Raw genomic sequence first — 24573 nt, 5'->3', positions numbered from 1 at the left:
TGGATGGACTACTACAACAATCATCGTACTCATCAAGGAAAAATGTGCTGTGGCCGAACGCCAATAGAGACATTAGAGGATGGGAAATCAATCTGGTCTGAAAAGAATCTAGCCCAGATATAACCTGACAGCCACCGAGTCGAAAAGTGGGTAACTGTCAGATCAGGTCTGAATTAGTACAAATTACATTAGGCCGTGCTAATTTAATAATGCCTTATAATAAAGCAACAACTCCCTTCACGTTGAAGGGAGTTGTTATAATTTAGCTTATGCTAATTAATTGCTTCGATCTTCTTTTTCGCAGCTTCAACCAGAAAATCAATACTCACTTGGGACTGGCGTGGGCTTGGCTGCCATCCGGTGACGTATTCGATAAACCCCCGCCCTTCCAGGTTTTCTTCATCCCAGACCGGTAGTTTCACTGGTACAGCAGACCACTCTAGAGACTGCCCGGTTTCTACATTTACAGGCTGTGAAAAATATGACAGAAAATCTCCCTCACCGGCTGATCCGCATTGCCCAGGCATAAACTCCGGTTTGAAACGTTGACCTTGAACGGTTACGTGCCAGCAAATATCAACCATTCCATCTGTACTCTGTGATCGAGCAACCTCTACCCATTTTTCGAACAACTCATATGCACTCAAATCACCTGTGTAATCATATGCCATCGCAGAGTGATCGATTTCGTATTTAGCAATAAGCTCTCCTGTAACCGTATAGGCTGGATTACGTAGATTATAAAAATGACATAAATTACTGCTCATAAACTTTTCCTTTGATGTAAAGTTTCAACATATTCACCGTCATTCCCCCAGCATTCCCACACTGAAAGAGAACGGTATAATCTATTAATTTCTATGGGTTAAATTTGGTTTTGTTCTATTCCCCCTATTCCCCCCCTATTACCCTAACAGTTGACTACCAACGTATTTACGTTATCGCTTACGTAATAGAAACTTAGGATTTAAGGCAGTGAACAAGGGGAACGACGCCATTAACCCGCGACAGGCGTTGGTGTTACTGGGTTTGCCTGTTCACCTTCCGTTCCCTTTTGTTCCTTCTGTTCTCCCATCATTTGCATTTGATCTTTAATGGCGAAGTAACAAGTGGAACCTGTGACTTGGTCTGTTACGATCCCAATAGCCTCCATCGCACCCGCTGTTGCAAGTAATTCGTCGAGATATTTCGCTGATTTTTTGGACTGTTTGACCAAAATCGCCCGTGGCATAAGCCCCTTCGAGAGTGAACCACGATGGCGGTCGAACAGTTCCCCCTTACGAGTCTTACTGTAAGTTTTAGCTTGGCTAATGATTGAAATCAGACGGTCAATCTCTTTACTCGTAGAAGTGGAACCCGCTTTATCCGTCATGAACTCTAAGGTGTAGGCCATAGACCACTTCACAAGATCAATAGCCTGTTCCACATGACCAACTTGAATCATACCCTCTTCTGAAAAATTGCCCTTCCCGTCAGTAGGCTGCACAGTATCCATCCAGTAAACGAGTGCTAAACGGCGAGCATTCTCCTCGGCGCGATTCAGTAAGTTACGCTCCATACTTTGAGCGCTTCGCATCGCAATACGATTCTTCTGCCCAAAATCATCTAACAAGGCCTCGGCTTCTGTCGTTGCCGGAACATGAAGTGGATATTTGCGTTTGTAGGCCAAATCACCTTTCCAGTTAGTGAAGTTGTATGCCCATTTCAGCCCCTCTAATGCATGTGAACCCAAACCTGCAGGGTTAAACTGCTGTTTGTCTGGTACATCATAAACGGCGGGGAAAAATAACAGGCGTGGCAGCAGGCCCGTAGATGAATCTTCATGAGTCAGCGCGTCAGACAAGGTACTTTCCGTTGTAAATCCCATCAAACAGATGTGTGGATGTTCAATATCAACATCACTGTTACGCTCTTTGTCCGCGTATACCGTCGGCTTCATGACGGTACTGCTTGCTGAGTACCCCTGAAGAAAACAATCGTATAGCTGGGCTAAATACTCTCCCTTATTGTTTTTGATCGCACTGAAAAGGAATCCGCATTCATCGGCGAGCAGGAGTACCTCTTGGCTCTTGTGACCCAAGAAGTTCCAGAATGCAGGCCCACTGGCAAATTTATTCTGCACTTTTTTGTTTAATTCCGGGCTGACTATCCGCGTAATACTCTCGACTTTGTTGATGTTATGCTGTTTGCCAGATCCCGACTCGCCGACACAAATGAACATCAGGTTTGAGCGAACATGAGTCTGAGTCCCAGTTAAACGACCACCGCCTAGCATTGACATAATCATCAGTGTTGCAGCCAACGCAAAGGTAGGTTGAGGATAAATTGCTGTGTTCATGATGTTTTCATAGATGTCCTTACCAATACCAGAAAACACGAAGCAGCGTTCTGGTGGTGGTGCAACATCATACTTGGGAGGTTCAACGCTTTCCGATTGAGTCGTTTGTGCTTTCCCAAGAAAGGTATCCAAGTCGAAAGCAGGTAAGGCTGAGTACGCTTTTTTCATCTGAAATAGCTTTTGATTGTGCTCATTCACGCTCAGACCCTCAGCGGTTTTCAGCTCGCTTCCTAGTGTCTTAATTGCAGTTCTGACATTTCCCTGATGTTCAAACTGAACATAGACGTCAAACGCGTCAAACGACTTGCCACAGTAGGGATCACAGCCATGATGAGAATACGCGCGATCACCTTCAGGAAACATGTAAATACCAGCACTGCCACTTTCGCTTTTCGGGTGAACGGCACGATTTTTCGACTTAAAAATATAGCCATACTGCAGCATCACTTCGCGAATACTCATCGCCTCGTTGTACACATTAATGGGGCTAAGTTGATCATCCTCTTGCTTAAAATTTCGTGGGGCGACGGGTTTCGCTTCCAAAGACATGTTGACCAACTCATCCAACTTAAGAGCCTCACTTACAATCGGATGGTTGTCATCATTGATGTCCAACGGCTCGCCATTATCAACGATTGAAAAATCGTACTCTCCATTAGCGGTAACCACAGGCAACAGCCAGGCTTGTGCCATCGTCTTGCTGCAGTCGTCGGAATCCACGAACAAAACATCGTTCAGGTAGCGGGCAACCACCAACCAACGCGCAGATTTAGCGTGTTCCGCTAGCGGTATAACTACACGATAGCGAGGTTGCATGTTGGTGTGGCTCAAAGATGTGTATAAACAGAAACGCTTAACGTTGGCATCGGCTAGCAAGTGAGAAATGCCTTCGACATCAGCCGTAGTATTGTCCAGGTCAAGTACAATCGCGCTGAGACCAGCAGCCTTAACTGCTTTGTTGCTACGTGTACGAGCTGGGCTAGTAATGAAATACGCCTGAGCCTTCTTAATGTCACCGCGTTCCGCAGACGACATTTCCTGGTATTGAACAGCAGTCAGGGCCAACTTTGCGGGTTCACGCACTTGGCTTTGGAGATCGGCGTAAGTCATACGAGTCAGGCCCGTAGTCGTAACTAATGATTTCGCAGTACTTAATTCCATTGCAGTCCCCCTATTCCTTGTCCATGGCTTCAGAATGACGTGTTGTCGCAACTGATTGAAGCGCTAGGTATGATTCAACATCCGTATAACGGTAACGAACCGCTTTCTCGATCTTTACGAACGGTATACCACGACCTTGGAAGCGCTGATTCGCCAGAGTTTTCTCTGTAACTTGAAGCAATTCCGCCAACTGTGCCGGTGTAAGAAGTGTATTCATTTTATTTCCTTTGTTTCTGTTTCAGTCCATTTGGGACATAGGAAATACTAATCGCAAGGAGAGAGGGAGCGGCTAGTGGGCCAGGGGGGCGGAAGGGATAAAAAATTAGAGACTAACAACGCACAAAGCCACTGTTTCTGTGGCTTTGTTCGGGGGGGCGGTGACAGCTTCACTTTTTGTTGTCGCGTACTTCGTTGATCATTTTTGCCACAAAGTGAGCATCGGTTGCTGATAGGTGTTCATGACTGCCCTTAATGATATTTGTGATGGTTTCTTTACTTTTATCACCCACATCATGCTTGGTTCCTTGAGCGATATTTCCAAACTGCCCCTCATACCCTAACACCAACAAATCATAAGCATCTTTAAACTTGCCACTATACTTCTGGAGATCGTGTAGCACGCCTAATTCGTTGAACATCTTTTTAACTTGCTCAACCATTTCGTTTATGTTTTTCGTCTCCGTAATTACAAACAACTCGGCTAAGGGCTCGATTTCACCAAGGTCATGCTTTCTAGTAAGAGGAGTGCCAAGCTCCACTGAGGGAAAACTACTCAGCGTAGGTACAATAATATCTTTTCCGGGTGTCATTTCAGGGTTGATGCGCGGAGTGACTCGCTTTAAACCGTAAGCCTCCACATACTCATCCACTGAATAGGTTGGAACATTGTAACCATCAGCTATAACATTAATCCCCGCTTCTAAAATCACCTCGTTCCCGTTCAAATCAAATAACGAATGAACTTTGTATTCAGAGATGCTTTCAAAAGGGATTACACATGACGTACCATATAAGCCGCTATTGTGACGATTTCCACCAGCATCAACAAAGGCAAAACCAAGGTATACGCTCCGATGCAATTTCCCCTGATTAATTAAATCTTTAGCTAACTTCTCCTGCTCCGACAAGGTAGGCCAATTATCCCACCATGGATCAGCATCACCCGTTTCTTTTTCCCTAAGGTGTTCAAACAACTGCCTAGGTGTATAAAATCTAATTTCCATAACGTTCCTTCATAGAATGTCAATACAAAAGAAGGTCACGCTAATACATTACGACGACTTAAGCAAGAACAACAAAAAATATAACCCATTGAATATTAAGAACTATTAGCCAAATACTTGCATAATAATTGTTGTTCAAGCACCGTCACACCTAGCATCAATGACTTGACTCCGACACGGATTAGAATAAACTAAATTAGTACATGCTAACCTGAAAAATTAGAAGGCCCCTTGTATGTCAGCACCAATCGGAAACGTCAATAACAACAAGTACAAAGCAGAATATGCAGACCAAGCTTACAAGCTGTGTTTAATGGGTGCCCGTGACCAAGACCTGGCAGACTTCTTCGAGGTGCATCGAGATACGATATTTAACTGGGTTAGCCTGTACCCTGAATTCGCGGATGCACGTAAGCGGGGTAAAATGCAGGCCGACGCCGAGGTGGCCTACCAGCTATTTAGACGAGCGACAGGGGTAACGCTGCGCAAAGAGAAAGTATTAAGATCTGGGGAAATTGTAGCCTATCAGGAAGAGCTGCCTGCCGATGTTCGTGCAATGGAATTTTGGTTGAATTGTCGCAGCCGCCACAATTGGAACCCTAAACAGCAGGTACAAGTGTCAGGGGACAATAACAACCCATTGGCTTTCATTCTGGCCGATATCGCTCAGGAGGCGGAAACGTCCTCTGCCCTGCCAAAATATGATTAAAAACCAGCTACATTTAACATAATAACGATAATCTGCACCAAACAAGGCGCTCCATTCTAAAATGTCCGCTGAAATGCTTGTTTTACTATGTTATTTCAATAAAAGTGACTGAATAGAGACTGCATAAAACGTGCATATTTGAAGCCATACTGAAGTTTGCTCGAAAACCTAGTTTTACTCACTCTTCGGTCATTCGGAATTTCACGACCCTGTAACCTTCTAACATCGCCAATCGCATAGAGACAGCACATAAACAACTTTCGTCACTAGTCTTTGCGATACTCTCGCCTCAATCAATAGAGCTAATAGCTTGCGCCCACTGCCACTCCTAAAAAGAGCACACAAAGAACACTGTCCAATATTTGCTCAATTACAATTTGTTGCATATATTTCTATTGCATATTGTAAACAAATGTATCAATACGGACTCATAGTTCGTTAAGGATGAACGTGTGAAGACTACATCAAAAATTGCTACGACTCTCTTTCTACTCACATTATCAAATGGTACTTTCTCAAATGAACATCGTGAAAGCGAGTCCGGATACAACGATATCTACTTTGGCCTTGGTGGTGCATTTGCAACTATCGATGCAGATGGTACGTATTACAATGCCGCAGATGACACTATCCTCACGGCAAGTGCCAATATTGATGATAATATTCTAATTGGTGGTTTCGTTGGCTACCGGTTTAACCCTTGGGCATCACTAGAAGCCCGTGCCTATTTTAACGCTCACGATGGTGAATTTTTTGGTGTTCCTATCGAAATTAGCCGATATTTTGGTTTATTTGCACGACCAACGTTGCCAATCCATGACAACTTCAGCCTGTATGGTTTACTGGGTTACGGCTCGGTCACAGCCAAGGCCTTAGGGGTAAGCGAAACTGAAAGTGATCTCGCGTATGGCCTTGGCATGGAAGTTGGCAACGGAAACAAAGTAAAATTGCAGGTAGAGTGGATGCTTTTTCATGATGAATCGTACGGCTTTACTGAGTCTAACGGTGATAGATACAATGCAAAGCTTGAGGCAAGCAGCGTAAATATGAATCTCGCTTGGTACTTCAATTGATATACCTAAAAACCGAACGGCTAACAGAAACATAAGCACCTCGGAATATTGTCTTCACCTGAAGCCAAGAGCAACAACTTAAGTCAACCTGAAGACTCAGTACAAGTTGCGACTCTTTCAGCAATATCATGTGATGATATAGAAGGGAGGGGGGGCGGATCCAATGGGCGAACCCCTCCCCCCACCTCGATATATCGGAGTCGGAAATTTCACTAATTTTTGAAGTCTGAAACTTTCCCAAAGATATGTATTGATAACCTAATCAAAAAGTCTTGTCGCTAAAGCTTCAGCGTCTAGCTTCACGTACCTACTCAATACTCGATGATCCCGATGCCCCGAAACCTTTGATACCAATACACTGTCATGCCCTGCTTCTATCAACTTGGATAGCCTGTAATGCCGAAGTGAGTGCAAGACGAACTCATGTAACCCTTCTTCGTCGGCTGCTTTTCGAAACTTTTTACTGACATATTCAGGTAATGCACTAAAGACCGAATATGTCGGTGCTCTGTCCGTAGTTAACTCCATCCTTTTACCCAGTATTGCCATTGCAGTTGTAGAAAGCGGCACCTTACGGTCTTCACCGTTTTTCGTGTTCCATAGCTGTATATAGCGGTGTTCGAGGTAGACGTCGCACCTTCGCAGTTTCAGAACTTCATTCCTACGACAGGCTGTTTCACTCAACAGCATACAAATGTCTCGTAGTTCTTCGGTAGGCAATCTGGCGACAACCGCCTTAACTTGTTCATGAGTTGGAATGAACTGACGAACGCCGTAATCTTTTGGCAACCGTATCTGTTTAAAAATATCTGGTATTTGTAATCCGATATCCCGACGAAGCCAATTAAGCATCGCTTGCAGTGCGGCGGCATCTTTCCGAACAGTACCTGGCTTGACACTAGATAGACGATGAATGATGAAAGAGTTGATGTTATCCCTGGCATAAGGGCTTGTGGTGAGATCTTTGATTAAATAAGAAGAAAAGTAGCGGCTGATGCGCTCTAATCGGTACCTTAACGTTCCGACGTAAGTTTTATGGTATTGCGCTCGAATTTGAACATAGCTGTCGATACAAGACGGAATTGGGGTGTTTAAATTAAGGTTTTGTGGTGGATTTTTTGTGAGATCGTTCACTAAATACATGACACAGTCCTAACGGTTTTGGATAGGAAGACTGTGCTGAGGGTAAGAATGGCACGCCCTGTAGGATTCGAACCTACGACCACATCCTTAGAAGGGACGTGCTCTATCCAGCTGAGCTAAGGGCGCGCTACAGGGACAGGATTATACGAGTTCAACGGGTGAAATCAATGGCTTTTAATAACATTCTGTTCTAACTGCCTAAAAAAAGGGCACCAAATTAATAAACGTTCAAAAACACCACAAGGCAAACGTTTGCGTATAGATGTTAAATAGTTTTTCTGCGACAATGCGCAGAAACTAATTTGCCCTCTCAATTTGTTAAGGAAAGCCATGACTGCTCAGAATATTGATGGAACGCTTATTTCCCAGACCGTTCGTTCAGAAGTTGCCGCTCGCGTTAAAGCGCGTGTAGAAGCGGGCTTACGTGCACCTGGTTTAGCGGTAGTCCTTGTCGGTGAAGACCCGGCATCACAAGTGTATGTTGGCAGTAAACGCCGTGCTTGTGAAGAAGTTGGCTTCGTCTCCAAATCCTTTGACCTTGCCGCAACAACGTCTGAAGAAGAGCTATTGACGCTGATCGACGAGCTGAATAAAGATAGCGAAATCGACGGGATTCTGGTTCAACTGCCCTTACCGGCCGGTATCGACTCGACCCATGTACTGGAGCGCATCCTGCCGGAAAAAGACGTGGATGGCTTCCACCCATACAACGTGGGCCGTCTGGCGCAGCGCATTCCAAAACTGCGCTCTTGTACGCCAAAAGGTATCATTACCCTGCTTGATCGTTACAACATTGAGCTACGCGGCAAACATGCCGTCATTGTCGGTGCTTCTAACATTGTCGGCCGTCCGATGACCCTGGAGCTGCTGCTGGCCGGCTGCACCACCACCACCTGTCACCGCTTTACCAAAGATTTGGAAAACCACGTCCGTCAGGCCGATGTGGTTGTCGTCGCGGTCGGCAAACCAAACTTCATTCCCGGCGATTGGATCAAGCCTGGTGCTGTAGTGATCGATGTGGGTATTAACCGCCTGGAAACCGGCAAACTGGTGGGTGATGTGGAATACAGCAAAGCGCGCGAACATGCCAGCTTTATTACTCCGGTCCCTGGCGGGGTCGGACCGATGACAGTGGCCAGCCTGATTGAGAACACCATGGTCGCCTGTGAACAGTTCCATACCAAGAAAAAATAGCCCTTCTTGTCAGTAGCCGGTTTTCGCCGGCTACTTTTTAGCCCCCTGTAGCACATTTTAGTTGTTATATTTCATTAAGTTACAAGGTCTACCTCACAAATTTTACCAATCCCCTGCCCCTCTGGCGATTTGCGGCTTTGCGATCACGGTATTGCACGGAAAGATGAATAACTATGAAGCAACCTAATACAGATTCATCTTTACTCTGGAGTTGCTTACTATGTTTAAAAAAAATGCTGTCATCACTGCAGAAAACGGTCTTCACACTCGACCTGCTGCACAGTTCGTTAAAGAAGCCAAAAAATATTCGGAAGAGGTGGAGCTAATCTCCAATGGTAAATCGGCCACGGCCAAAAACCTGTTCAAACTGCAGACCCTAAACCTGGTCAAAGGCACAGAAGTTACCGTTCAGTCCACCAACCGCCAGGCGGTGGATGAACTGAGCAGCTTCCTCGAACGTGTCACCGGATAATTCCAGTCTGACCGGGAGCCAAAGTATCCCGGTGGCACTTTGGTTCCCCAACCCGCCCCGCTGATTCAGTTGCTCATCGCAGTTCGGTCAGCCCGGCGGTTGCCGCCACAAAGTAATAAAAACTCTCGAACCAAAAAAAGGAGGCTCACTATGGAGCCTCTCAGATTGATGACGAACCCCGCTTTTTCAAGCGGGGTTCTTTTTTGGAAGCGACCGTAGGTCGCGATCGCGATATTTTTTGCTATATCGTGCGCAGAAGTTTCTTTTCATTACATAGGCATACAGAAGCAAGTATTTGCCTTATTTCTGCCATGTTTAAGCCCATTTTTCGGAGATAGCTCATCACCAACGCTATCTTCTTGATGTTTTGGGCTGCCGCTGCCAACCAACATTGCATTTGCACATTGGCTAGACCGCGGAAGCGAGCATAACGATGACCATGATGTTGCTTGGCGTCTGCGAAGCTCCGCTCTACGGTTTCACTTCGACGTCGATAAGTCTTTTTTCCGTAGGAAGAGAGCCGCATTTGGTTCGCCCTCTCTACTGCGTCACTATAGATATGCCGAGTAATCACTTTCTTCATGTTTTTACTTTGAGTGCAGTCATCTCTCATCGGGCAGAACGCACACTCTTTAGGGTCTGAGTGGTATTCACGATAGGCATCGCGTGATGTGGTCTTATAAAGCAACGCCTGACCATTTGGGCATTGGTAGCTGTCTCTTTGCGCATCGTAAGTAAAGTGTTTCTTTTTGAACGTATTCTTCGTTCTAGATGGGCGTCGATAACCGAACACGCCAAGAATACCTCGACGTTCAAGTGACTCGGCCACTGGAGCGGTAAAGTAACCTGCATCCAGTCCAACGGCTATAGGGTTCAGTTGGAATGTGGCAAGCGTGTAATCTAAGCGTTGAACGTAAGGCTGTGAGTCATTGATGTTGCCCGCGGTGGTATAGGTATCGAGGATAATCCCGTGTTGACCATCCACGGTTCGATGGTCGAGATAGAAGAAGCCTTGTGGCTTATGGTCACGAGTCATGAAGCCACTCTCAGGGTCAGTGGTACTGGTTTTGGTATTCTTTGTTTTTGGCTCTGATCCCCGAGCCTTAAGCGGTTTCTTACCCGCTTTTTCTCGGTCTAGAGTGACGTCTTCATCCAGCATATCAAGGTAGGTACTCGCGCGAACCGGCGTGACTTTATTGATGTGTTTATTCTTGTTGGCGTTTGCTTTTAGATGAGTACTGTCCGTAAAGAGCTCTTGACCCGCGACCAAGCCTTTCGACACGGCTTGCTCTACGATATTAATGAAAATACGTTCGAATACATCCGTGCCATTAAAGCGACGAATGCGGTTTTGGCTGAGAGTAGAAGCGTGAATGACTTTCTCTGTTAATGACATCCGCAAGAACCAGCGGTAAGCGACATTCACTTCAATTTCTTTGACGAGCTGACGCTCACTTTTTATGCCAAAGATGTAGCCAAGTAAGATGATTTTGAAGAGGCGAACAGGGTCAACAGGTGGGCGTCCATTATCTTTACAGTAAAGATGAGCGACTTCATCTCGAATGAATTCGAAGTCGATAGCATTATCGATTTTACGTACTAAATGGTTTTTAGGAACTAACTGTTCCATCGTCACCATTTCCAGTTCGTATTGTTGCGGAATAGGTTCTTGAAGCATATCGGAGTATCCATATTTCGATACTCCTATTAGATCAAAGGTCTAGCTCGAAAGCTAGACCTTTGTCAGCAGTCTGGGAGGCTCACTATGGAGCCTCTTTTTGTTTGTACTGATACTCGGGTTACAAACTCAAAATCACACCGGCAATCGAGGCGCTCATCAGGTTTGCCATCACCCCGGCAATAATGGCGCGGAAACCGTGCTTTGACACAAACGCGCGCTTTTCTGGAACCAAAGAGCCTAAACCGCCAATCAGCATTGCCATACTTGAGATATTGGCAAAACCGCACAGGGCAAATGTCACGATCGCTTGTGAATGCTCGCTAAGCTGTGATTTCACATCGGCAAGTTGGATGAAAGCGACAAACTCATTGACCACGATTTTATTACCAATCAGCGAGCCTGCCGTAATTGCCTCCTCCCAGGCAATACCAAGCAGCCATGCCACCGGGGCAAACAGGTAGCCTAACACCAGCTCAAAGCTCAGCTCGATACCAAACAAGCCGCCCACCCAGCCGAGCATGCCGTTGAGCAGCGCAATCACACTGATGAAAGCCAACAATGTACCGCCGACAGAAACTGCGATCCGCACGCCAGCCATTGCACCGTCAGCTAACGCCTCAACCACATTGGTGGCGCGAGGAATTTCCACCTGGCTGATATCAATATCCTGAGTTACCGCTTCGTCCTCTGGCATTAGCATCTTCGCCATCAGCAGACCTGCAGGTGCCGACATAAACGCCGCCGCAATCAGGTAGTTCAGATCCACGCCCAGCGAGGCATACCCCACCAAAGTACCACCAGCAACTGAAGCCAGGCCACCGGTCATTACCGCAAAAAACTGCGAGTCAGTCATGTGCTTAAGATACGGTTTGACCATTAGCGGAGCTTCGATTGTGCCGACAAAAATGTTTGCTGTTGCGGAAAGAGATTCTGCACGGCCAATCCCGAGCAACTTGCGAATGCCGCCACCAATGAAGTTGATCACTCTTGGCATCACACCAAGATGGTACAAGCCCGAGATCAAAGAGGAGAAGAAAACAATGATACCGAGTACATTAATTGCAAAGGTGAAACCGCCGGTTGCCAGGTTACCAAACAGGAAACCGATACCTTCTTGACCATAATTGATCAGATTAGAAACCACGTCACTGACTGAACTTAACGCTTCACGGCCTGCTGGCACATATAAAACCAATAGGGCAAACAGCACTTGCAGGGCAAATGCCAGTGAGACTGTTCTTAGTTTGATATTTTTTCTGTTTGTAGAAAGTAGCCATGCTAAGACTAGAATGGCAACGATACCAATAATAGAGTTCATAAAGTGGTTCCGACAAAAGGAGGACAGGAAAGACGCCGGATTGTATAGCCAGCTAGAAATGCTGCAAGTTGAGGATGTTAACAGGGTGAAAAGTTTAGCCGCTCACTATTTAAACAGCCAGATAAACCTATGAATTAATTAAATATAAACGTTTGCCTCTGATTATTATTTCCATTTGGAAAATATGTTTCTGAATTGAGAAAAATTTTGTGATGGCAATCAGCTTATGTGCCGCTTATTTGGGAATGGTGAGATAAGGTGCTAAACGCTGATCCCAATGGCACGGGGTGCCTATTTTTTGTTTGATGAAATCAATCACTGCTGAGATCCGTTTCGGCATATGCTGGCGACTGGGATAAACCGCATAAAATGGCATGGATTGACTGGCTTTCCAGTCTGGCAGCAACTGAATTAGCTTCCCGGTACGGAACTCATCCCCGAGCAAATACGTCGCAAGATAAGCAATTCCCCAGCCTGAAACGGCCGCATCTCTGACCGCCTCCGCCAGATCAACCGAATAGTTTCCCGATACCTTCACATTGAGCTCTTGCTCATTTTTGGTGAAGGCCCAGCTGGTATAATCGCGCTCCCAGCTTCTATAAATCAAGCAATTATGCTGAGAAAGCTCATTCGGCTCAGTCGGAGTATTGTGCTTTAGTAAATACTCGGGAGAGGCGACGACAACAAACTGGCAGTCGGCCAAGCGCTGGGCAATATAACCTTCCGGCAAACGTTCATTGTTGGTCACCCACAGATCAAGACCTTCTGCCAGCATATCGACTTTGTAATCAAACAAGTGTACTTCGACCTGAAGCTGTGGGTATTGCTCCCGCAACTCCTGGATCGCCGGAATGATGTGTAAGGTGCCGAAAGACTGTGACAGGCCTAAACGGACTAAGCCCGCCACCTCATCGCGCTGGCTTTCCATTTCCAGTGTCGCACTGTTTACCGCTTGAACCACCTGTTCACAATGATGCTGAAAGGTGCGACCTGCGTCCGTTGGGGTAAAACTCCGGGTCGTACGCTGAACCAGCTTGATGCCTAATGATGCCTCTAACTGGCTGAGCTGCTTACTGACATGTGACACCGAGACCCCTAGGCTTTTGGCTGCCGCGGTAAAGCTTTTATGTTTGATCAACGCAGAGAAGATCACCATCTGTGCAGCACGTTCAGATAACACGCAATACCTCGAATTTTTAGGAACGAAAAAATAAAGGGCTCCGAAAAGCCCCTGAAGATGATAGTAGTTTTAGTCGATGATTCGGTCAGCCAGGTGACTGACGGCCAGAGCAAAGTAGTAGGAACGATTCCATTTCATCAACACGTTGTAGTTGTTGTAAACCAAATAAGTCCGGCCATTTTCATCATCAGGCATGATCAGCCAGGCTTTGATATCCTTGTCCAGCTTGGGCAATGGACTACCATCATATTTAGTGATCCCCAACTGGCTCCATTGCTGCAGGTACTTACCTTGATCTGCCTCGCGTCCTTGCAGTGCCGGGTTGATCCCCTTAGGTACCTTAACCTGGCGCCCCCAGGTATAGCTGTCATCCCAACCGGACTCACTCAGGTAATTGGCCGTCGAGGCAAACACATCAGCCTGCGATTGCCAGATGTCTTTCCTGCCATCACCATTGCCGTCCGCGGCAAAACGCAAGAAAGAGCTCGGCATAAACTGACATTGCCCCATCGCACCGGCCCAGGAACCTTTAAAATTATCCAGTTCAATATGCCCCTGATCCAGGATCTCTAACGCCGCCATGGTTTCGCCGCGAAAGAAGGCTTCGCGCCGCCCTTCAAACGCCAGGGTCGACAACGCATCAATCACGCGGAAGTTACCGGTAAACTTACCGAAATTACTCTCAACGCCCCATAGCGCGACAATAAAACGCGGCTGGACGCCGTAATACGCACCAATACGCGCCAGCTCCTGCTGATGTGTCTGATACAGCGCTTTGGCCTGTTCGACTTTCCAATCCGGAACCGCGCGTGGAATGTATTCGTCCAGGGTTAACCTTTTCTCGGGCTGATTCCGATCGGCGGTTACCGCACGCGGTTTGTACTCCACATTGGCAAACGCCGCACTGATGGTTTGTTCAGAAATACCTTTATCCCTTGCTTCTGCCCGCAACTTATCAAGATAAGCCTCAAAACCTTCATCAGCAGCCAATGCCGAGCAACAAACGCCAATACTGAGCATGGTTGCAAGTAGTGTTTTCATATTGCCCTCCTTGAGCAACTGACAGCTCTCAAACCCGGGTAAATTAATTACTCGTCGCGTTGCTGAGCTTTTTGTTCTTTGTACTTTTCCAGTAGATTTTCTGGTGGTGGCGGCACTTGGAGGAAAAAACCGTCCTGCTTTAACGAAGCTTTCACTTTTTCCACATCGACCTGTGCCAGCGAGCGACCTTCAAGCTTGATCGTCATCACCGGGATAGGCTTACCAAACATTTGCATCAAGGTGTCAGGAACCTGGGAAAAATCATCCTTTTTAGGAATGTAGAGATAAGTGCCTTCTTTTTTGGCGCTTTTATAAATAGAACAAAGCATGACAAGCCTTTTATGCTAATTTCCGCAACTTGGGTACGGAAGTGGTGTAAACGTAAAATATTCGCAATCTAAATAGCAAGTTTGAGACAAAAATAACCGATTTGCCGCCAAGATAACTTGCTGCGTTCAAGGATGAAATATAACATGACATACCTAGTTTAAGGCAACGCTCTTTCAACAGAGGCAACAAGTCCACGATGACCCAATCACCTGACCTTAAAGGTAGCAGTTTTACTTTGTCAGTTTTACACCTTTCTGACAACAATATCGTCAAAACTGTAGAATTTTTGCAAGAAAAGGTTTCTCAGGCTCCCTCTTTCTTCGCATCCGCACCTTTGGTAATCAATATTGCAAAAGTCGAAGGCGATATTGATTTCTCCGGATTGAAACAAGGCATCGCTGACGCCGGGTTTATTCCAGTCGGTGTCAGCGGTTGTAAAGACAAGCGGACGCAAAACCTGGCCTCTGAAGCTGGCTTCGCCATCATGACCGCCAGCAAGTCGCCGACTCAGGCCCCCGCTAAAATCGCACCGACCAAAGTTATTCGTACTCCAGTACGTTCCGGACAGCAGATCTACGCCAAAGATGGTGATTTACTGGTACTAAGCCACGTCAGTGCCGGAGCCGAGGTCATTGCGGATGGCTCGATTCACATTCACGGTACGCTGCGCGGTCGTGCTATTGCAGGTGCCAGCGGGCAGAAAGACGCACGTATTATTTGTCACGATTTACAAGCTGAGCTTATCTCCATTGCCGGAGACTACTGGCTGAGCGATCAAATTGCGAGTGAGTTTTGGCAGCAAAAGGTAATGATCAGTAAAGCCGAAGAGTCATTACATTTGGAAACGCTCACGATTTAAGTTTAAAAAGGAAATATAATGGCACGCATTATTGTTGTTACGTCTGGTAAAGGCGGCGTGGGCAAAACCACGTCGAGTGCAGCCATCGCCTCTGGCTTAGCACTCAAAGGAAAGAAAACCGCGGTGATCGACTTTGATATTGGTCTGCGTAATCTCGACCTGATCATGGGGTGTGAACGTCGTGTGGTTTACGATTTCGTCAATGTCATCAACGGCGAGGCGACACTGAACCAAGCGCTGATCAAAGATAAACGCACCGATAACTTGTTCATTCTGCCGGCTTCACAAACGCGCGATAAAGACGCACTGACTAAAGATGGTGTGCAACGCGTGTTTAACGAACTGGGCGAAATGGGCTTTGACTTCATTATCTGTGACTCACCAGCCGGTATTGAACAAGGCGCACTAATGGCGCTTTACTACGCCGATGAAGCGATTGTAACCACCAACCCGGAAGTCTCATCAGTGCGAGATTCAGACCGAATTCTTGGCATTCTTGACTCTAAGTCACTGCGCGCCGAGCAGGGCCTGGAGCCGGTCAAACAACACCTGCTGCTCACGCGCTACAACCCTGGGCGGGTCAGCCAGGGAGAAATGTTAAGCGTTGAAGATGTAGAGGATATCCTGCATATTTCTTTGCTCGGTGTCATCCCGGAAAGCCAGGCGGTACTGAACGCGTCCAACAAAGGCGTGCCAGTCATTTTTGATGAGAACACCGACGCGGGAATTGCTTACGCGGATACAGTGGAACGCCTACTCGGTAACCAGGTAGATTTTCGTTTCCTTACTGAGGAGAAGAAAGGACTCTTTAAACGTCTGTTCGGAGGCTAATCATGTCACTATTAGAATTTTTCCGCCCGCAGAAAAAAACTTCGGCCAACTTGGCCAAAGAGCGCCTGCAAATCATTGTCGCCGAACGCCGTAGCCAGGACGATCCTGCACCGTCTTACTTGCCACAACTGAAAGAAGATATTCTGAAGGTGATCAGCAAATACGTCGCCATCGATCCGAATATGGTGGATTTGACCTTTGAACACAAAGACGATGATATCTCTGTCCTTGAGCTTAATGTGAAGCTGCCTGACGACGAGAAGTAACCAAGCCGTCAGGTGAGGTGCGCAAAGCTGAAAGTAGGCGCTCATTGCTCAGTTCAGCTTTAGCCTTCCACGCGCTGATATCCCAGCCCGGAGGCTGGCATTTATTGCATACGCGTATATCAAAAAAGGTTGGCCAATGGCCAACCTTTTTTCTAAAACTACTTCATTACCTTGTTCATTTTCTCACCGAGCAGCTCCAGCCGCCAGCCTTGCATTACATCGGGCACTTTGGCCGGGTCACGATCTTGTTTCCAGACCCAGCTGATCATCTGATTGATCTGTTTCTTCGAGGCGAGGAACTCGGTGGCCAGTCCAGAATGCTGCGCCACACTCTTCACCACATCTTTCATGTTTTTGAACAGCTGTTTATAACCAGGATAGTCCATCAGACGTTCAATTTTAGCCGGATGGTCGTCGGCTGGGGTTTGCTTCGCTTGCTTGACAATCGCTGCGATTTTCGCCCCGTGGCGATTGATGGCACGGGGATCAATCCCCTCCGCTTCCATCTTTCTGAAATCGGTGAGGCCAAGTCGCGCCACCGTCAGCAGGTCGTTCTCTTTAAAAATGAAGTTCAGCGCCAAATCACGTTTCAGCGCTTCATTATAGCGCCACTTCGCCAGTGGTTTGAGAATCGCCAGTTCACGTGGCTTCAACTGCCAGGCACCTTTAATGTCCCGATAGATGCTGTCGGGGTGAACGTCACGGATACGCTTTGCAACCAGTAAGTCACTTTCTTGCTGCACCGCTTCCCACCAGCCTGCATCAGCAACACGCTCAAACAGTTTTTCGTACAAAGGCATCAGGTAATAAACGTCAGCGGCGGCGTAATCGAGCTGCTTTGGCGTCAAAGGACGAGCCACCCAGTCGGCGCGTGATTCACTTTTATCGAGTTCAACGCCCAGATATTCCTCAACCAGGGTGGCAAAGCCAGTTGACAGACCATGGCCTAAAAAAGCCGCCATTAGCTGGGTATCAACCATCGGCAGTGGTGTACAACCGAAGCTATTTTGAAACACTTCCAGATCTTCACCACATGCGTGCAACACCTTTAACACAGAGGTGTCTTGCATCAATGCCACAAACGGGGTCATGTCAGTCAGTACGGTGGGATCGATCAAAGAGAGCTGTTGGCCATCGAAAAGCTGAATCAAACCCAGTTGCGGATAGTAGGTCCGGACACGAACAAACTCGGTATCTAACATCACAACGTCTGCGTCTCTGGCCAGAGCACACACTTCTTCCAGGTCTTTGTTTTTCGTAATAATTTGGTAATTCACATGCTTCTCGCTATAAAAAATGCCAGCAAAACGCTGGCATTCTAACATTAATTTGGCCATAAATGGTTGTCACATCGACAAACTGACCTTATCAGGCACTCTTCTTGGCCAGTTCGGCGTCATTCTCTTCCCGCAACACACGGCGCAGGATTTTGCCGACATTGGTCTTTGGCAGCTCTTCTCTGAACTCGACCAGTTTCGGCACCTTATACCCAGTTAAGTGCTGACGACAGTGCGAAATAATCTCTTCTTTCGTCAGGCTAGGATCGCGTTTGACCACATAAAGCTTCACCACTTCACCAGACACCTCATGCGGCTGACCGATAGCGGCCACCTCCAGCACTTTACCATGTAGTGCGACCACATCTTCAATCTCATTCGGATAAACATTAAAACCCGACACCAGGATCATGTCTTTTTTACGGTCAACAATATGTAAGAAGCCTTCCTCATCGAACTTGACGATATCACCGGTGGATAACCAACCATCTGCATCTACCACGTCCTTGGTTGCCTCCGGACGCTGCCAGTAACCCTGCATCACCTGTGGGCCGCGCACCTGCAGTTCACCGGTGGCCGAATTCGGCAGTGGGTTACCTTCATCGTCGACAATACGGATTTCTGTGGAAGGCACCGGCAAACCAATCGAACCATTGTATTCGATCAGATCATGCGGATACGCCGCCACCAACGGCGAACACTCAGTCAAACCATAACCTTCAAGCAGGTAACAGCCGGTCGTTTTCAGCCATTTTTCGGCAACCGCACGCTGCACGGCCATTCCGCCGCCGACGGCAAGGCGCAGGTTGCTGAAGTCCAGTTCATGGAAATCTTCGTTGTTAACCAGTGCGTTGAACAGGGTATTAACACCGGTGATCGCGGTAAACGGATACTTCTGCAGTTCTTTGACAAAACCCGGAATATCGCGCGGGTTGGTGATCAGCAGGTTACGCCCGCCCATTTCGATAAACAGCAGGCAGTTTACCGTCAGGGCAAACACGTGGTAAAGCGGCAGTGCGGTCACCACTAACTCACGTCCGGCGCTCAATACCGGACCGTATGCCCCTTTGGCCTGCATTACGTTGGCAATCATATTGCGATGAGTCAGAATCGCGCCTTTCGCAACCCCCGTCGTGCCCCCAGTGTACTGGAGAAACGCGATGTCATCGCCTGACATAAACGGCTTCACATACTGAAGGCGGCGTCCTTTGTGCAGGGCTTTGCGCATAGAGATCGCGCCCGGCAGGTCGTACTTAGGCACCATGCCTTTTACGTACTTCACCACAAAATCAACCAGGGTGCCTTTCGCCCGCGGTAGCATCTGACCCAAACTGGTCAGCACCACGTGCTTAACTGGCGTATTATCCACGATTTGCTCAAGGGTATTGGCAAAATTTGAGACGATGACGATCGTCGTCGCTCCAGAGTCATTCAGCTGGTGCTCAAGTTCACGAGGAGTGTAAAGCGGGTTCACGTTTACGGCGATCAAACCTGCACGCAAAATACCGAACAGCGCCACCGGATATTGCAGCAGGTTTGGCATCATCAGCGCCACACGATCACCCTTTTGCAGTTTCAGCTCATTTTGCAGATAGGCGGCAAAGGCACGGCTGCGCTCTTCCAATTTACGGAAGGTCATCACCGAACCCATGTTCATAAATGCCGGCTGGTCGGCATACTTCTGCACCGACTGTTCAAACATTTCCACCAGCGATTCGTACTGCTCTGGGTTAATGGTTTCAGGTACGTCACTTGGATAACGTGAAAGCCATGGTTTATCCACGATGTTACTCCTCGTTTATAACTGGCTAAAAATAGCGCTCTTATTATCTTGAGCGCTATTACAGCACAGCAGTTATGCTTGAGCACGAAACTCTCAAACACTTGTTTAAATTTTGTTAACTACACCAAGAATTCGCTGTGCGACTTCGAGTTTTTGCTCTAAATGACAGTGATGCCCGCCCGGAACGGAGATCACCTCAGGTGGATTTCCGCCCCAGTCTGCTGGATTAGACTTTAAATTCTGAAACCCTTGCTCACCAAGAATGAGCAGATGTGGGCATCGGATCTGACGAGTGATTGCATTGGCATTCTCATGCGCCATCCGGTACAACGAATCACATTTCAGTTTGGCATCATGACGCCAGAACCATTGATTATCGCGTTGCTCAGTGCCCCGTTCGACGACCGCCCTGATTTGATCAGCGGCCAGACGGTTCGCCTGCATACGCAGCTTAAGCGCCAGTTCAAATGAAGCCAAAGCACGTTGCGGCTTTTGACGCTGTAGCGCCCGGCTTAACACCCCGTCACGCATCCGCTGAACGCTATTGGCCGGGGTTTCGGCTAAGGGGCCCGCACCTTCAATCTGGATTAGGGCGTCAACTTGCTCTGGAAACGCAGCACTATAACAACTTGCGATCAAAGCACCAAGAGAATGACCGACCAACACCAGTCTGTTTGGCGATAAAACGTCCAAAAGCTGATTTAAATCAGCTATGTAATCATGAAAAGGATAGTAATTGTCGGCAGATTTGTGGCTGGAATGACCATGACCAAACAGATCAATCGCCAATAAATGCAGGTGCGGCTCAAACTGATGGAGCTCGAGCATCAACTCATAAAAGCTGGCGGCATTATCCAGCCACCCATGAATAAAAACGACTGAAATTTCAGTCGTTTTTATGTCGCCGATTTCAAGTGCCGCCATCGTACCTGACGGCAAGGTAAATTGACGTTCAGTAATCATTCCTGTGACTTATTTGACCTGCTTAATTACCTTCCCATCCTGTGGAAAGTCACTGCGCATCATCCGACAATTGAGCGAATAACAAGGGGAAAGGTAGGTCGGTGTATCGTACATGCGCACCCGCTCTTCGATTTTCCACAAACGGTAACCCGTTCCATTCACGACCGGAAAGGTGTAGTCATGCTCACCAATCATACCGGCTTCTTCACCACCCGGCTGCCCGACCACAGTGATCAAGCGCCCCTGACTGAATGCCACCGGCTCTAGATAACCCTTGATATACACCGCAAAACGGCCCGATGGCTCCTTATCAATATTCGGCTTACCTGATTTATTGATCGGTAAATTAACCACTTCAAGACGAGTCTGGTCTTTCATGTTGTCGACCCGGGCAATAATACCGCCCAACCTTACATCTTCACGGACTTGGCCTTGCGCCCGCGCAAACGCTTCATAATCTGTCACCACCTGCTCGGTGCTGGCATTCAGCTCTTCGGGTAATGAGCTACAGGCAGACAAACCGATGGCAGCTAACAGCGCCAGTAACGTGCGTCCGGATAATTTCATACACTCCCCGTGATTATTCTGATCAGATGTAAATGTCGACACCAAGTAGTTGGTTAAGTTCCTCTCTTTTCGCCTGGTTCATCACTCCCATATACTCTTCCAATGCCTTACGGCCACGGCCTTCGGGAAGGTCATACTGTACCTGGGCACGATGGAGCTGCGCTTCATCCACCTGCTTTATGGAATGCGCAACGGCGTTTGCCACCTTGGAAGGCTGGCCAACCGGTTGCTTGTCCTGAGCTTTCTTTACCTGGCCTTTTTTACCGGCCTTATTGGTGCGATTTGCACCCGGTATTGACGCAGGAGGTAAACCATTGATAGACGCCATAACGCTCCATAAAAATTCAGGGCAGAGCCCTGAATTTTGTCATACTAATGAAAAATCAATTACTCGCGACCCGGAAGTTTCTTCCACGTCACATTATCCCGTAAATAGACCGGGCTCGACTCTTCCACTGCAACGGTATTGCCTTTGTCCAGTTGTTGTTTCGCGAGTATCACGATGTCTTGTGAGTCTGGGTAGAGGATCTCGCTGCTGGTCAGGCTGAACGGCAGACCAGCAAGCTCATTTTGATAAGCATCCCAGCCGGTGCCGGCTGTGGTCCACGTTTTCTCATCTGCTTGTGCTTCTTCCACTAAGCGTGCCGGTGGGATAACACATTCTGCATCCACGCCTGTCCATTCGCCGCTGTCCTGGCGGGTGTAACGAGCCCAGTAAACTTCGCTCATGCGGGCATCAATAGCAACCGCTACGTCAGTCGCACCGTGGCGGCGATAACTGCCTTGTGCCATCGCGGCAAGCGTCGAAACGCCAATCATTGGTAAGTCAGCACCAAATGCCAGGCCTTGTGCGATACCAATACCGATGCGCACGCCAGTGAAGCTGCCCGGCCCCTGGCCAAACGCCAGCGCGTCCAGTTCTTGTAGAGTCAGACCTGCTTCTTTTAGCACTTCATCTACCATAGGCAATACCTTTTTGGTGTGGTCACGCGGTGCAACTTCGCTGCGTGAAATCACGTGGTCGCCCACCAGTAACGCGACTGAACAATTTTCCGTCGCGGTATCGATAGCAAGAATTTTTGTGCTCATGTAACTCTCTACAATTTATCTTTCAATTGGTTAAACCACATTCTGATGAAGGTGGTCAGTTATTCTGACTGTAAGAACTGCTTGATCCGTTCTAAATCACGGGTTCTTGGAATCGGCGGTAAACTGCCCAAAAAGATCCCACCATAATCCCGGGTAACCAAGCGGTTATCACAGATGATCAATGCGCCCCGATCACGCTCATCACGAATCAAACGCCCGACGCCCTGCTTGAGGGTAATGACCGCATCAGGCAGTTGCACTTCCGTAAATGGCTCGCCGCCACGCAGGCGACAGTCTTCGATGCGCGCTTTGAGCAACGGATCATCCGGCGCGGTAAATGGCAATTTGTCGATGATAACACAGCTAAGCGCATCACCTCTAACGTCGATACCTTCCCAAAACGCCCCGGTCGCCACCAGCAGCGCATTACCTAACTCCATAAACTCCGCCAGGGTTTTTTGCTTGCTCATCTCACCTTGTAGCAACACCGGTAAATCGAGCAGCTCTCTGAAACGCTCCCCCAGTTCACGCATCATACTGTGAGACGTGCACAAGAAGAAGCAACGCCCCTGGTTTTCTTCAATCACCGGTGCCAGCAGCCTGGCCAGTTTATCGGCTAAACCATGGCTGTTTGGCTCTGGCAGATAGCGCGGCACACACAACCGGGCTTGTTGCTGGTAATCAAACGGTGACGGCAAGGAAAACTGCTGCTGGGGCTTGAGTCCCAAGCGTTCAGTAAAGTGCTTAAAATCGCCCGAGACCGCTAAGGTGGCCGAGGTAAAAACCCACGCCCCTTGCTTGATCTCGATTTGCTCATGAAATTTATCCGCCACCGACAAAGGGGTAATGTGCAGCGCAAAATGGCGCGGTGAAGTATCATACCAGTATGAGTAACCGGTAATATCGACATCACATACTCGGTCAATCCGGCCTTTGATCAGGTTCGCCCGTTCAAAGGCCGCATCCAGCAGTTGGCTGCGGCCAAGCGCCAGTTTAAGTACATCGATGGCCAGATCCAAACTGTCTGTCAAACGAACCAGTTCGCGCTTGATCGATTCAGATTGCAACGCTTCACGCCAGTTACCGCGAAACCCCGGCTCGCCGAGTACAATGCGCATGTCCAGCGCACTTTGCATTAACCTGTCACCGACTTTTTGCAACTGACGCATGTCTTTTGCTTCGGTGCGATAGGCCATCTCTATATCTTTCGCCAACTCGTGAATTTGTCGGCTCGACAAGGACTGGCCAAAGTATTCACTGGCGATATCTGGCAACTGGTGGGCTTCATCAAAGATAAAGACATCCGCCTCCGGGATCAGCTCACCAAAGCCGGTCTCTTTGATCGCCAAATCTGCCAGAAACAAGTGGTGATTGACCACCACAATGTCGGCATCCATGGCTTTCTTACGTGCTTTGAGGACAAAACAGTCACTATAGCTTGGGCACTCCTTGCCCAGACAATTATCATTGGTCGAAGTAATGGTCGGGATGATCAGGCTGTCTTCAGGCAGGTGATCACAGTCACCCAAATCGCCTGTTTTGGTCTCAGATGACCAGCTGCGCACTTTGACCAGTTGCGTCAGCAGAGTCGGGTCCGCCTCATTTGAATGGCTCTCCACCATTTGCCGGCTCAGGCGGTCTAAACATAAGTAGTTGGAACGGCCTTTGAGCAGGGCCACCTGGCCGTAAAAGCCCAGCGCCGATGTCATCAGCGGCAAATCACGATGATAAAGCTGTTCCTGCAGGTTCTTTGAGCCGGTACTGATGATGACCTTCTTGCCGCTAAGCAGCGCCGGCACCAGATAGGCGAACGTTTTACCGGTTCCGGTTCCGGCTTCCACCACCAACTGCCTCTGTTGCTGGATCGCTTGGTGAACCGCTTGCGCCATGTCGATTTGCGGCTGACGAGCCTGAAAACCGGGTATGGCTTTGCCTAGTGCGCCGTCCGAAGAAAAAGTTTTTGCGATCATGCCTGATTACTGGTGGTCAAAAAGTTGCGCTGAGTATAACAAATCTACGCTTGGGATCACCCGGTGAAGTTACTTAGCGTATGACACCATAGCGTCATCGCTTTA

The 24573-nt window shown here is 48.0% G+C and carries 24 protein-coding genes, 1 tRNA gene and 1 pseudogene; 8 read left to right on the top strand and 18 right to left on the bottom strand.

Features of this window, described 5'->3' with window-relative positions:
• Positions 1–123 (top strand): annotated as a pseudogene (locus P2G85_RS16695) (IS481 family transposase); the annotation flags it as partial.
• Between the two features lie 149 nt (positions 124–272).
• Here P2G85_RS16695 and P2G85_RS16690 read toward each other — a convergent pair.
• The 4 genes from P2G85_RS16690 to P2G85_RS16675 all read right to left on the bottom strand — a co-directional run bounded on the left by P2G85_RS16690 (position 273) and on the right by P2G85_RS16675 (position 4722).
• Positions 273–767, bottom strand: coding sequence for a hypothetical protein (locus P2G85_RS16690; protein ID WP_275865199.1), 495 nt, complete (start codon positions 765–767; stop codon positions 273–275).
• A 230-nt stretch (positions 768–997) separates the two neighbouring features.
• Positions 998–3448 carry a DUF3987 domain-containing protein gene (locus P2G85_RS16685; protein ID WP_275865198.1) on the bottom strand — a complete coding sequence of 817 codons (2451 nt, stop codon included), beginning with the start codon at positions 3446–3448 and terminating at the stop codon, positions 998–1000.
• A gap of 61 nt (positions 3449–3509) precedes the next feature.
• Entirely contained in the window at positions 3510–3716 is a 207-nt protein-coding gene (locus P2G85_RS16680) for a helix-turn-helix domain-containing protein (protein WP_275865197.1), read from the bottom strand.
• Positions 3717–3885: 169 nt separating this feature from the next.
• A complete protein-coding gene (locus tag P2G85_RS16675; RefSeq protein ID WP_275865196.1) occupies positions 3886–4722 on the bottom strand; it encodes a hypothetical protein in 837 nt (278 codons plus the stop codon).
• A 235-nt stretch (positions 4723–4957) separates the two neighbouring features.
• Here P2G85_RS16675 and P2G85_RS16670 point away from each other — a divergent pair, with 235 nt between their 5' ends.
• The gene (locus P2G85_RS16670) at positions 4958–5431 is read left to right on the top strand and encodes a hypothetical protein (RefSeq protein ID WP_275865195.1); all 474 of its coding nucleotides are present in this window, start codon (positions 4958–4960) and stop codon (positions 5429–5431) included.
• A 452-nt stretch (positions 5432–5883) separates the two neighbouring features.
• Positions 5884–6504, top strand: a complete 621-nt coding sequence (locus tag P2G85_RS16665; RefSeq protein ID WP_275865194.1) for an outer membrane beta-barrel protein — start codon at positions 5884–5886, stop codon at positions 6502–6504.
• A 258-nt stretch (positions 6505–6762) separates the two neighbouring features.
• Here the strand turns inward: P2G85_RS16665 and P2G85_RS16660 are convergent, their stop codons facing one another.
• Positions 6763–7647, bottom strand: a complete 885-nt coding sequence (locus tag P2G85_RS16660; RefSeq protein ID WP_275865193.1) for a site-specific integrase — start codon at positions 7645–7647, stop codon at positions 6763–6765.
• A gap of 49 nt (positions 7648–7696) precedes the next feature.
• A tRNA-Arg gene (locus tag P2G85_RS16655) sits at positions 7697–7773 on the bottom strand.
• A gap of 204 nt (positions 7774–7977) precedes the next feature.
• On the opposite strand from P2G85_RS16655, the gene folD reads away from it, so the two are divergent.
• Both folD and P2G85_RS16645 read left to right on the top strand, forming a co-directional pair.
• On the top strand, positions 7978–8841 hold the full coding sequence (folD, locus tag P2G85_RS16650) for a bifunctional methylenetetrahydrofolate dehydrogenase/methenyltetrahydrofolate cyclohydrolase FolD (protein ID WP_275865192.1): 864 nt from the start codon (positions 7978–7980) through the stop codon (positions 8839–8841).
• 220 nt (positions 8842–9061) lie between these two features.
• Entirely contained in the window at positions 9062–9313 is a 252-nt protein-coding gene (locus P2G85_RS16645; RefSeq protein ID WP_275865191.1) for an HPr family phosphocarrier protein, read from the top strand.
• A 241-nt stretch (positions 9314–9554) separates the two neighbouring features.
• On the opposite strand, the gene P2G85_RS16640 is transcribed toward P2G85_RS16645, so the two are convergent.
• From P2G85_RS16640 to P2G85_RS16620, 5 genes are all read right to left on the bottom strand, one after another.
• Positions 9555–10991 carry an IS1182 family transposase gene (locus tag P2G85_RS16640; protein WP_275865190.1) on the bottom strand — a complete coding sequence of 479 codons (1437 nt, stop codon included), beginning with the start codon at positions 10989–10991 and terminating at the stop codon, positions 9555–9557.
• Between the two features lie 121 nt (positions 10992–11112).
• Positions 11113–12312 carry a NupC/NupG family nucleoside CNT transporter gene (locus P2G85_RS16635; protein WP_275865189.1) on the bottom strand — a complete coding sequence of 400 codons (1200 nt, stop codon included), beginning with the start codon at positions 12310–12312 and terminating at the stop codon, positions 11113–11115.
• A 235-nt stretch (positions 12313–12547) separates the two neighbouring features.
• The gene (locus P2G85_RS16630) at positions 12548–13492 is read right to left on the bottom strand and encodes a LysR family transcriptional regulator (protein WP_275865188.1); all 945 of its coding nucleotides are present in this window, start codon (positions 13490–13492) and stop codon (positions 12548–12550) included.
• 69 nt (positions 13493–13561) lie between these two features.
• The gene (locus P2G85_RS16625; RefSeq protein WP_275865187.1) at positions 13562–14533 is read right to left on the bottom strand and encodes a lytic murein transglycosylase; all 972 of its coding nucleotides are present in this window, start codon (positions 14531–14533) and stop codon (positions 13562–13564) included.
• A gap of 47 nt (positions 14534–14580) precedes the next feature.
• Positions 14581–14862, bottom strand: coding sequence for a YcgL domain-containing protein (locus tag P2G85_RS16620; RefSeq protein ID WP_275865186.1), 282 nt, complete (start codon positions 14860–14862; stop codon positions 14581–14583).
• Between the two features lie 197 nt (positions 14863–15059).
• On the opposite strand from P2G85_RS16620, the gene minC reads away from it, so the two are divergent.
• Genes minC through minE form a run of 3 tightly spaced genes read left to right on the top strand, consistent with a single transcriptional unit; the run spans position 15060 to position 16819 of the window.
• Positions 15060–15722: a septum site-determining protein MinC gene (gene minC / locus P2G85_RS16615; RefSeq protein WP_275865185.1), complete on the top strand. Its 663-nt coding sequence runs from the start codon at positions 15060–15062 to the stop codon at positions 15720–15722.
• Between the two features lie 18 nt (positions 15723–15740).
• Entirely contained in the window at positions 15741–16553 is an 813-nt protein-coding gene (minD, locus tag P2G85_RS16610) for a septum site-determining protein MinD (RefSeq protein WP_275865184.1), read from the top strand.
• A gap of 2 nt (positions 16554–16555) precedes the next feature.
• Complete coding sequence (minE, locus tag P2G85_RS16605) at positions 16556–16819, top strand: cell division topological specificity factor MinE (RefSeq protein WP_275865183.1); 264 nt, start codon at positions 16556–16558, stop codon at positions 16817–16819.
• Positions 16820–16977: 158 nt separating this feature from the next.
• Here the strand turns inward: minE and rnd are convergent, their stop codons facing one another.
• The 7 genes from rnd to P2G85_RS16570 form a co-directional block, all read right to left on the bottom strand.
• Complete coding sequence (gene rnd, locus P2G85_RS16600) at positions 16978–18096, bottom strand: ribonuclease D (protein ID WP_275865182.1); 1119 nt, start codon at positions 18094–18096, stop codon at positions 16978–16980.
• 91 nt (positions 18097–18187) lie between these two features.
• Positions 18188–19879, bottom strand: coding sequence for a long-chain-fatty-acid--CoA ligase FadD (gene fadD / locus P2G85_RS16595; RefSeq protein ID WP_275865181.1), 1692 nt, complete (start codon positions 19877–19879; stop codon positions 18188–18190).
• A 105-nt stretch (positions 19880–19984) separates the two neighbouring features.
• The gene (locus P2G85_RS16590) at positions 19985–20839 is read right to left on the bottom strand and encodes an alpha/beta hydrolase (protein WP_275865200.1); all 855 of its coding nucleotides are present in this window, start codon (positions 20837–20839) and stop codon (positions 19985–19987) included.
• A 12-nt stretch (positions 20840–20851) separates the two neighbouring features.
• Entirely contained in the window at positions 20852–21409 is a 558-nt protein-coding gene (locus P2G85_RS16585; RefSeq protein WP_275865180.1) for a Slp family lipoprotein, read from the bottom strand.
• Between the two features lie 22 nt (positions 21410–21431).
• Positions 21432–21737, bottom strand: a complete 306-nt coding sequence (locus tag P2G85_RS16580) for a chromosome partitioning protein ParA (RefSeq protein ID WP_275865179.1) — start codon at positions 21735–21737, stop codon at positions 21432–21434.
• A gap of 59 nt (positions 21738–21796) precedes the next feature.
• Positions 21797–22498 carry a tRNA (adenosine(37)-N6)-threonylcarbamoyltransferase complex dimerization subunit type 1 TsaB gene (gene tsaB / locus P2G85_RS16575; protein WP_275865178.1) on the bottom strand — a complete coding sequence of 234 codons (702 nt, stop codon included), beginning with the start codon at positions 22496–22498 and terminating at the stop codon, positions 21797–21799.
• 59 nt (positions 22499–22557) lie between these two features.
• A complete protein-coding gene (locus P2G85_RS16570) occupies positions 22558–24468 on the bottom strand; it encodes an ATP-dependent DNA helicase (protein WP_275865177.1) in 1911 nt (636 codons plus the stop codon).
• Positions 24469–24573: the final 105 nt, after the last annotated feature.

Source organism: Vibrio sp. CAU 1672 (assembly GCF_029223195.1).
Classification (GTDB): domain Bacteria; phylum Pseudomonadota; class Gammaproteobacteria; order Enterobacterales; family Vibrionaceae; genus Vibrio.
Note: the sequence above shows the minus strand (reverse complement) of the source record. Positions and strands in the feature narration are given on the sequence as shown.

Excerpts from the sequence above, each read along its gene's own strand:
- P2G85_RS16690 (WP_275865199.1), bottom strand. The coding sequence starts at position 767 with ATGAGCAGTAATTTATGTCATTTTTATAATCTACGTAATCCAGCCTAT.
- P2G85_RS16685 (WP_275865198.1), bottom strand. The coding sequence starts at position 3,448 with ATGACTTACGCCGATCTCCAAAGCCAAGTGCGTGAACCCGCAAAGTTG.
- P2G85_RS16680 (WP_275865197.1), bottom strand. The coding sequence starts at position 3,716 with ATGAATACACTTCTTACACCGGCACAGTTGGCGGAATTGCTTCAAGTT.
- P2G85_RS16675 (WP_275865196.1), bottom strand. The coding sequence starts at position 4,722 with ATGGAAATTAGATTTTATACACCTAGGCAGTTGTTTGAACACCTTAGG.
- P2G85_RS16670 (WP_275865195.1), top strand. The coding sequence starts at position 4,958 with ATGTCAGCACCAATCGGAAACGTCAATAACAACAAGTACAAAGCAGAA.
- P2G85_RS16660 (WP_275865193.1), bottom strand. The coding sequence starts at position 7,647 with ATGTATTTAGTGAACGATCTCACAAAAAATCCACCACAAAACCTTAAT.
- folD (WP_275865192.1), top strand. The coding sequence starts at position 7,978 with ATGACTGCTCAGAATATTGATGGAACGCTTATTTCCCAGACCGTTCGT.
- P2G85_RS16645 (WP_275865191.1), top strand. The coding sequence starts at position 9,062 with ATGTTTAAAAAAAATGCTGTCATCACTGCAGAAAACGGTCTTCACACT.
- P2G85_RS16640 (WP_275865190.1), bottom strand. The coding sequence starts at position 10,991 with ATGCTTCAAGAACCTATTCCGCAACAATACGAACTGGAAATGGTGACG.
- P2G85_RS16635 (WP_275865189.1), bottom strand. The coding sequence starts at position 12,312 with ATGAACTCTATTATTGGTATCGTTGCCATTCTAGTCTTAGCATGGCTA.
- P2G85_RS16625 (WP_275865187.1), bottom strand. The coding sequence starts at position 14,533 with ATGAAAACACTACTTGCAACCATGCTCAGTATTGGCGTTTGTTGCTCG.
- P2G85_RS16620 (WP_275865186.1), bottom strand. The coding sequence starts at position 14,862 with ATGCTTTGTTCTATTTATAAAAGCGCCAAAAAAGAAGGCACTTATCTC.
- minC (WP_275865185.1), top strand. The coding sequence starts at position 15,060 with ATGACCCAATCACCTGACCTTAAAGGTAGCAGTTTTACTTTGTCAGTT.
- minD (WP_275865184.1), top strand. The coding sequence starts at position 15,741 with ATGGCACGCATTATTGTTGTTACGTCTGGTAAAGGCGGCGTGGGCAAA.
- minE (WP_275865183.1), top strand. The coding sequence starts at position 16,556 with ATGTCACTATTAGAATTTTTCCGCCCGCAGAAAAAAACTTCGGCCAAC.
- P2G85_RS16585 (WP_275865180.1), bottom strand. The coding sequence starts at position 21,409 with ATGAAATTATCCGGACGCACGTTACTGGCGCTGTTAGCTGCCATCGGT.
- P2G85_RS16580 (WP_275865179.1), bottom strand. The coding sequence starts at position 21,737 with ATGGCGTCTATCAATGGTTTACCTCCTGCGTCAATACCGGGTGCAAAT.
- tsaB (WP_275865178.1), bottom strand. The coding sequence starts at position 22,498 with ATGAGCACAAAAATTCTTGCTATCGATACCGCGACGGAAAATTGTTCA.
- P2G85_RS16570 (WP_275865177.1), bottom strand. The coding sequence starts at position 24,468 with ATGATCGCAAAAACTTTTTCTTCGGACGGCGCACTAGGCAAAGCCATA.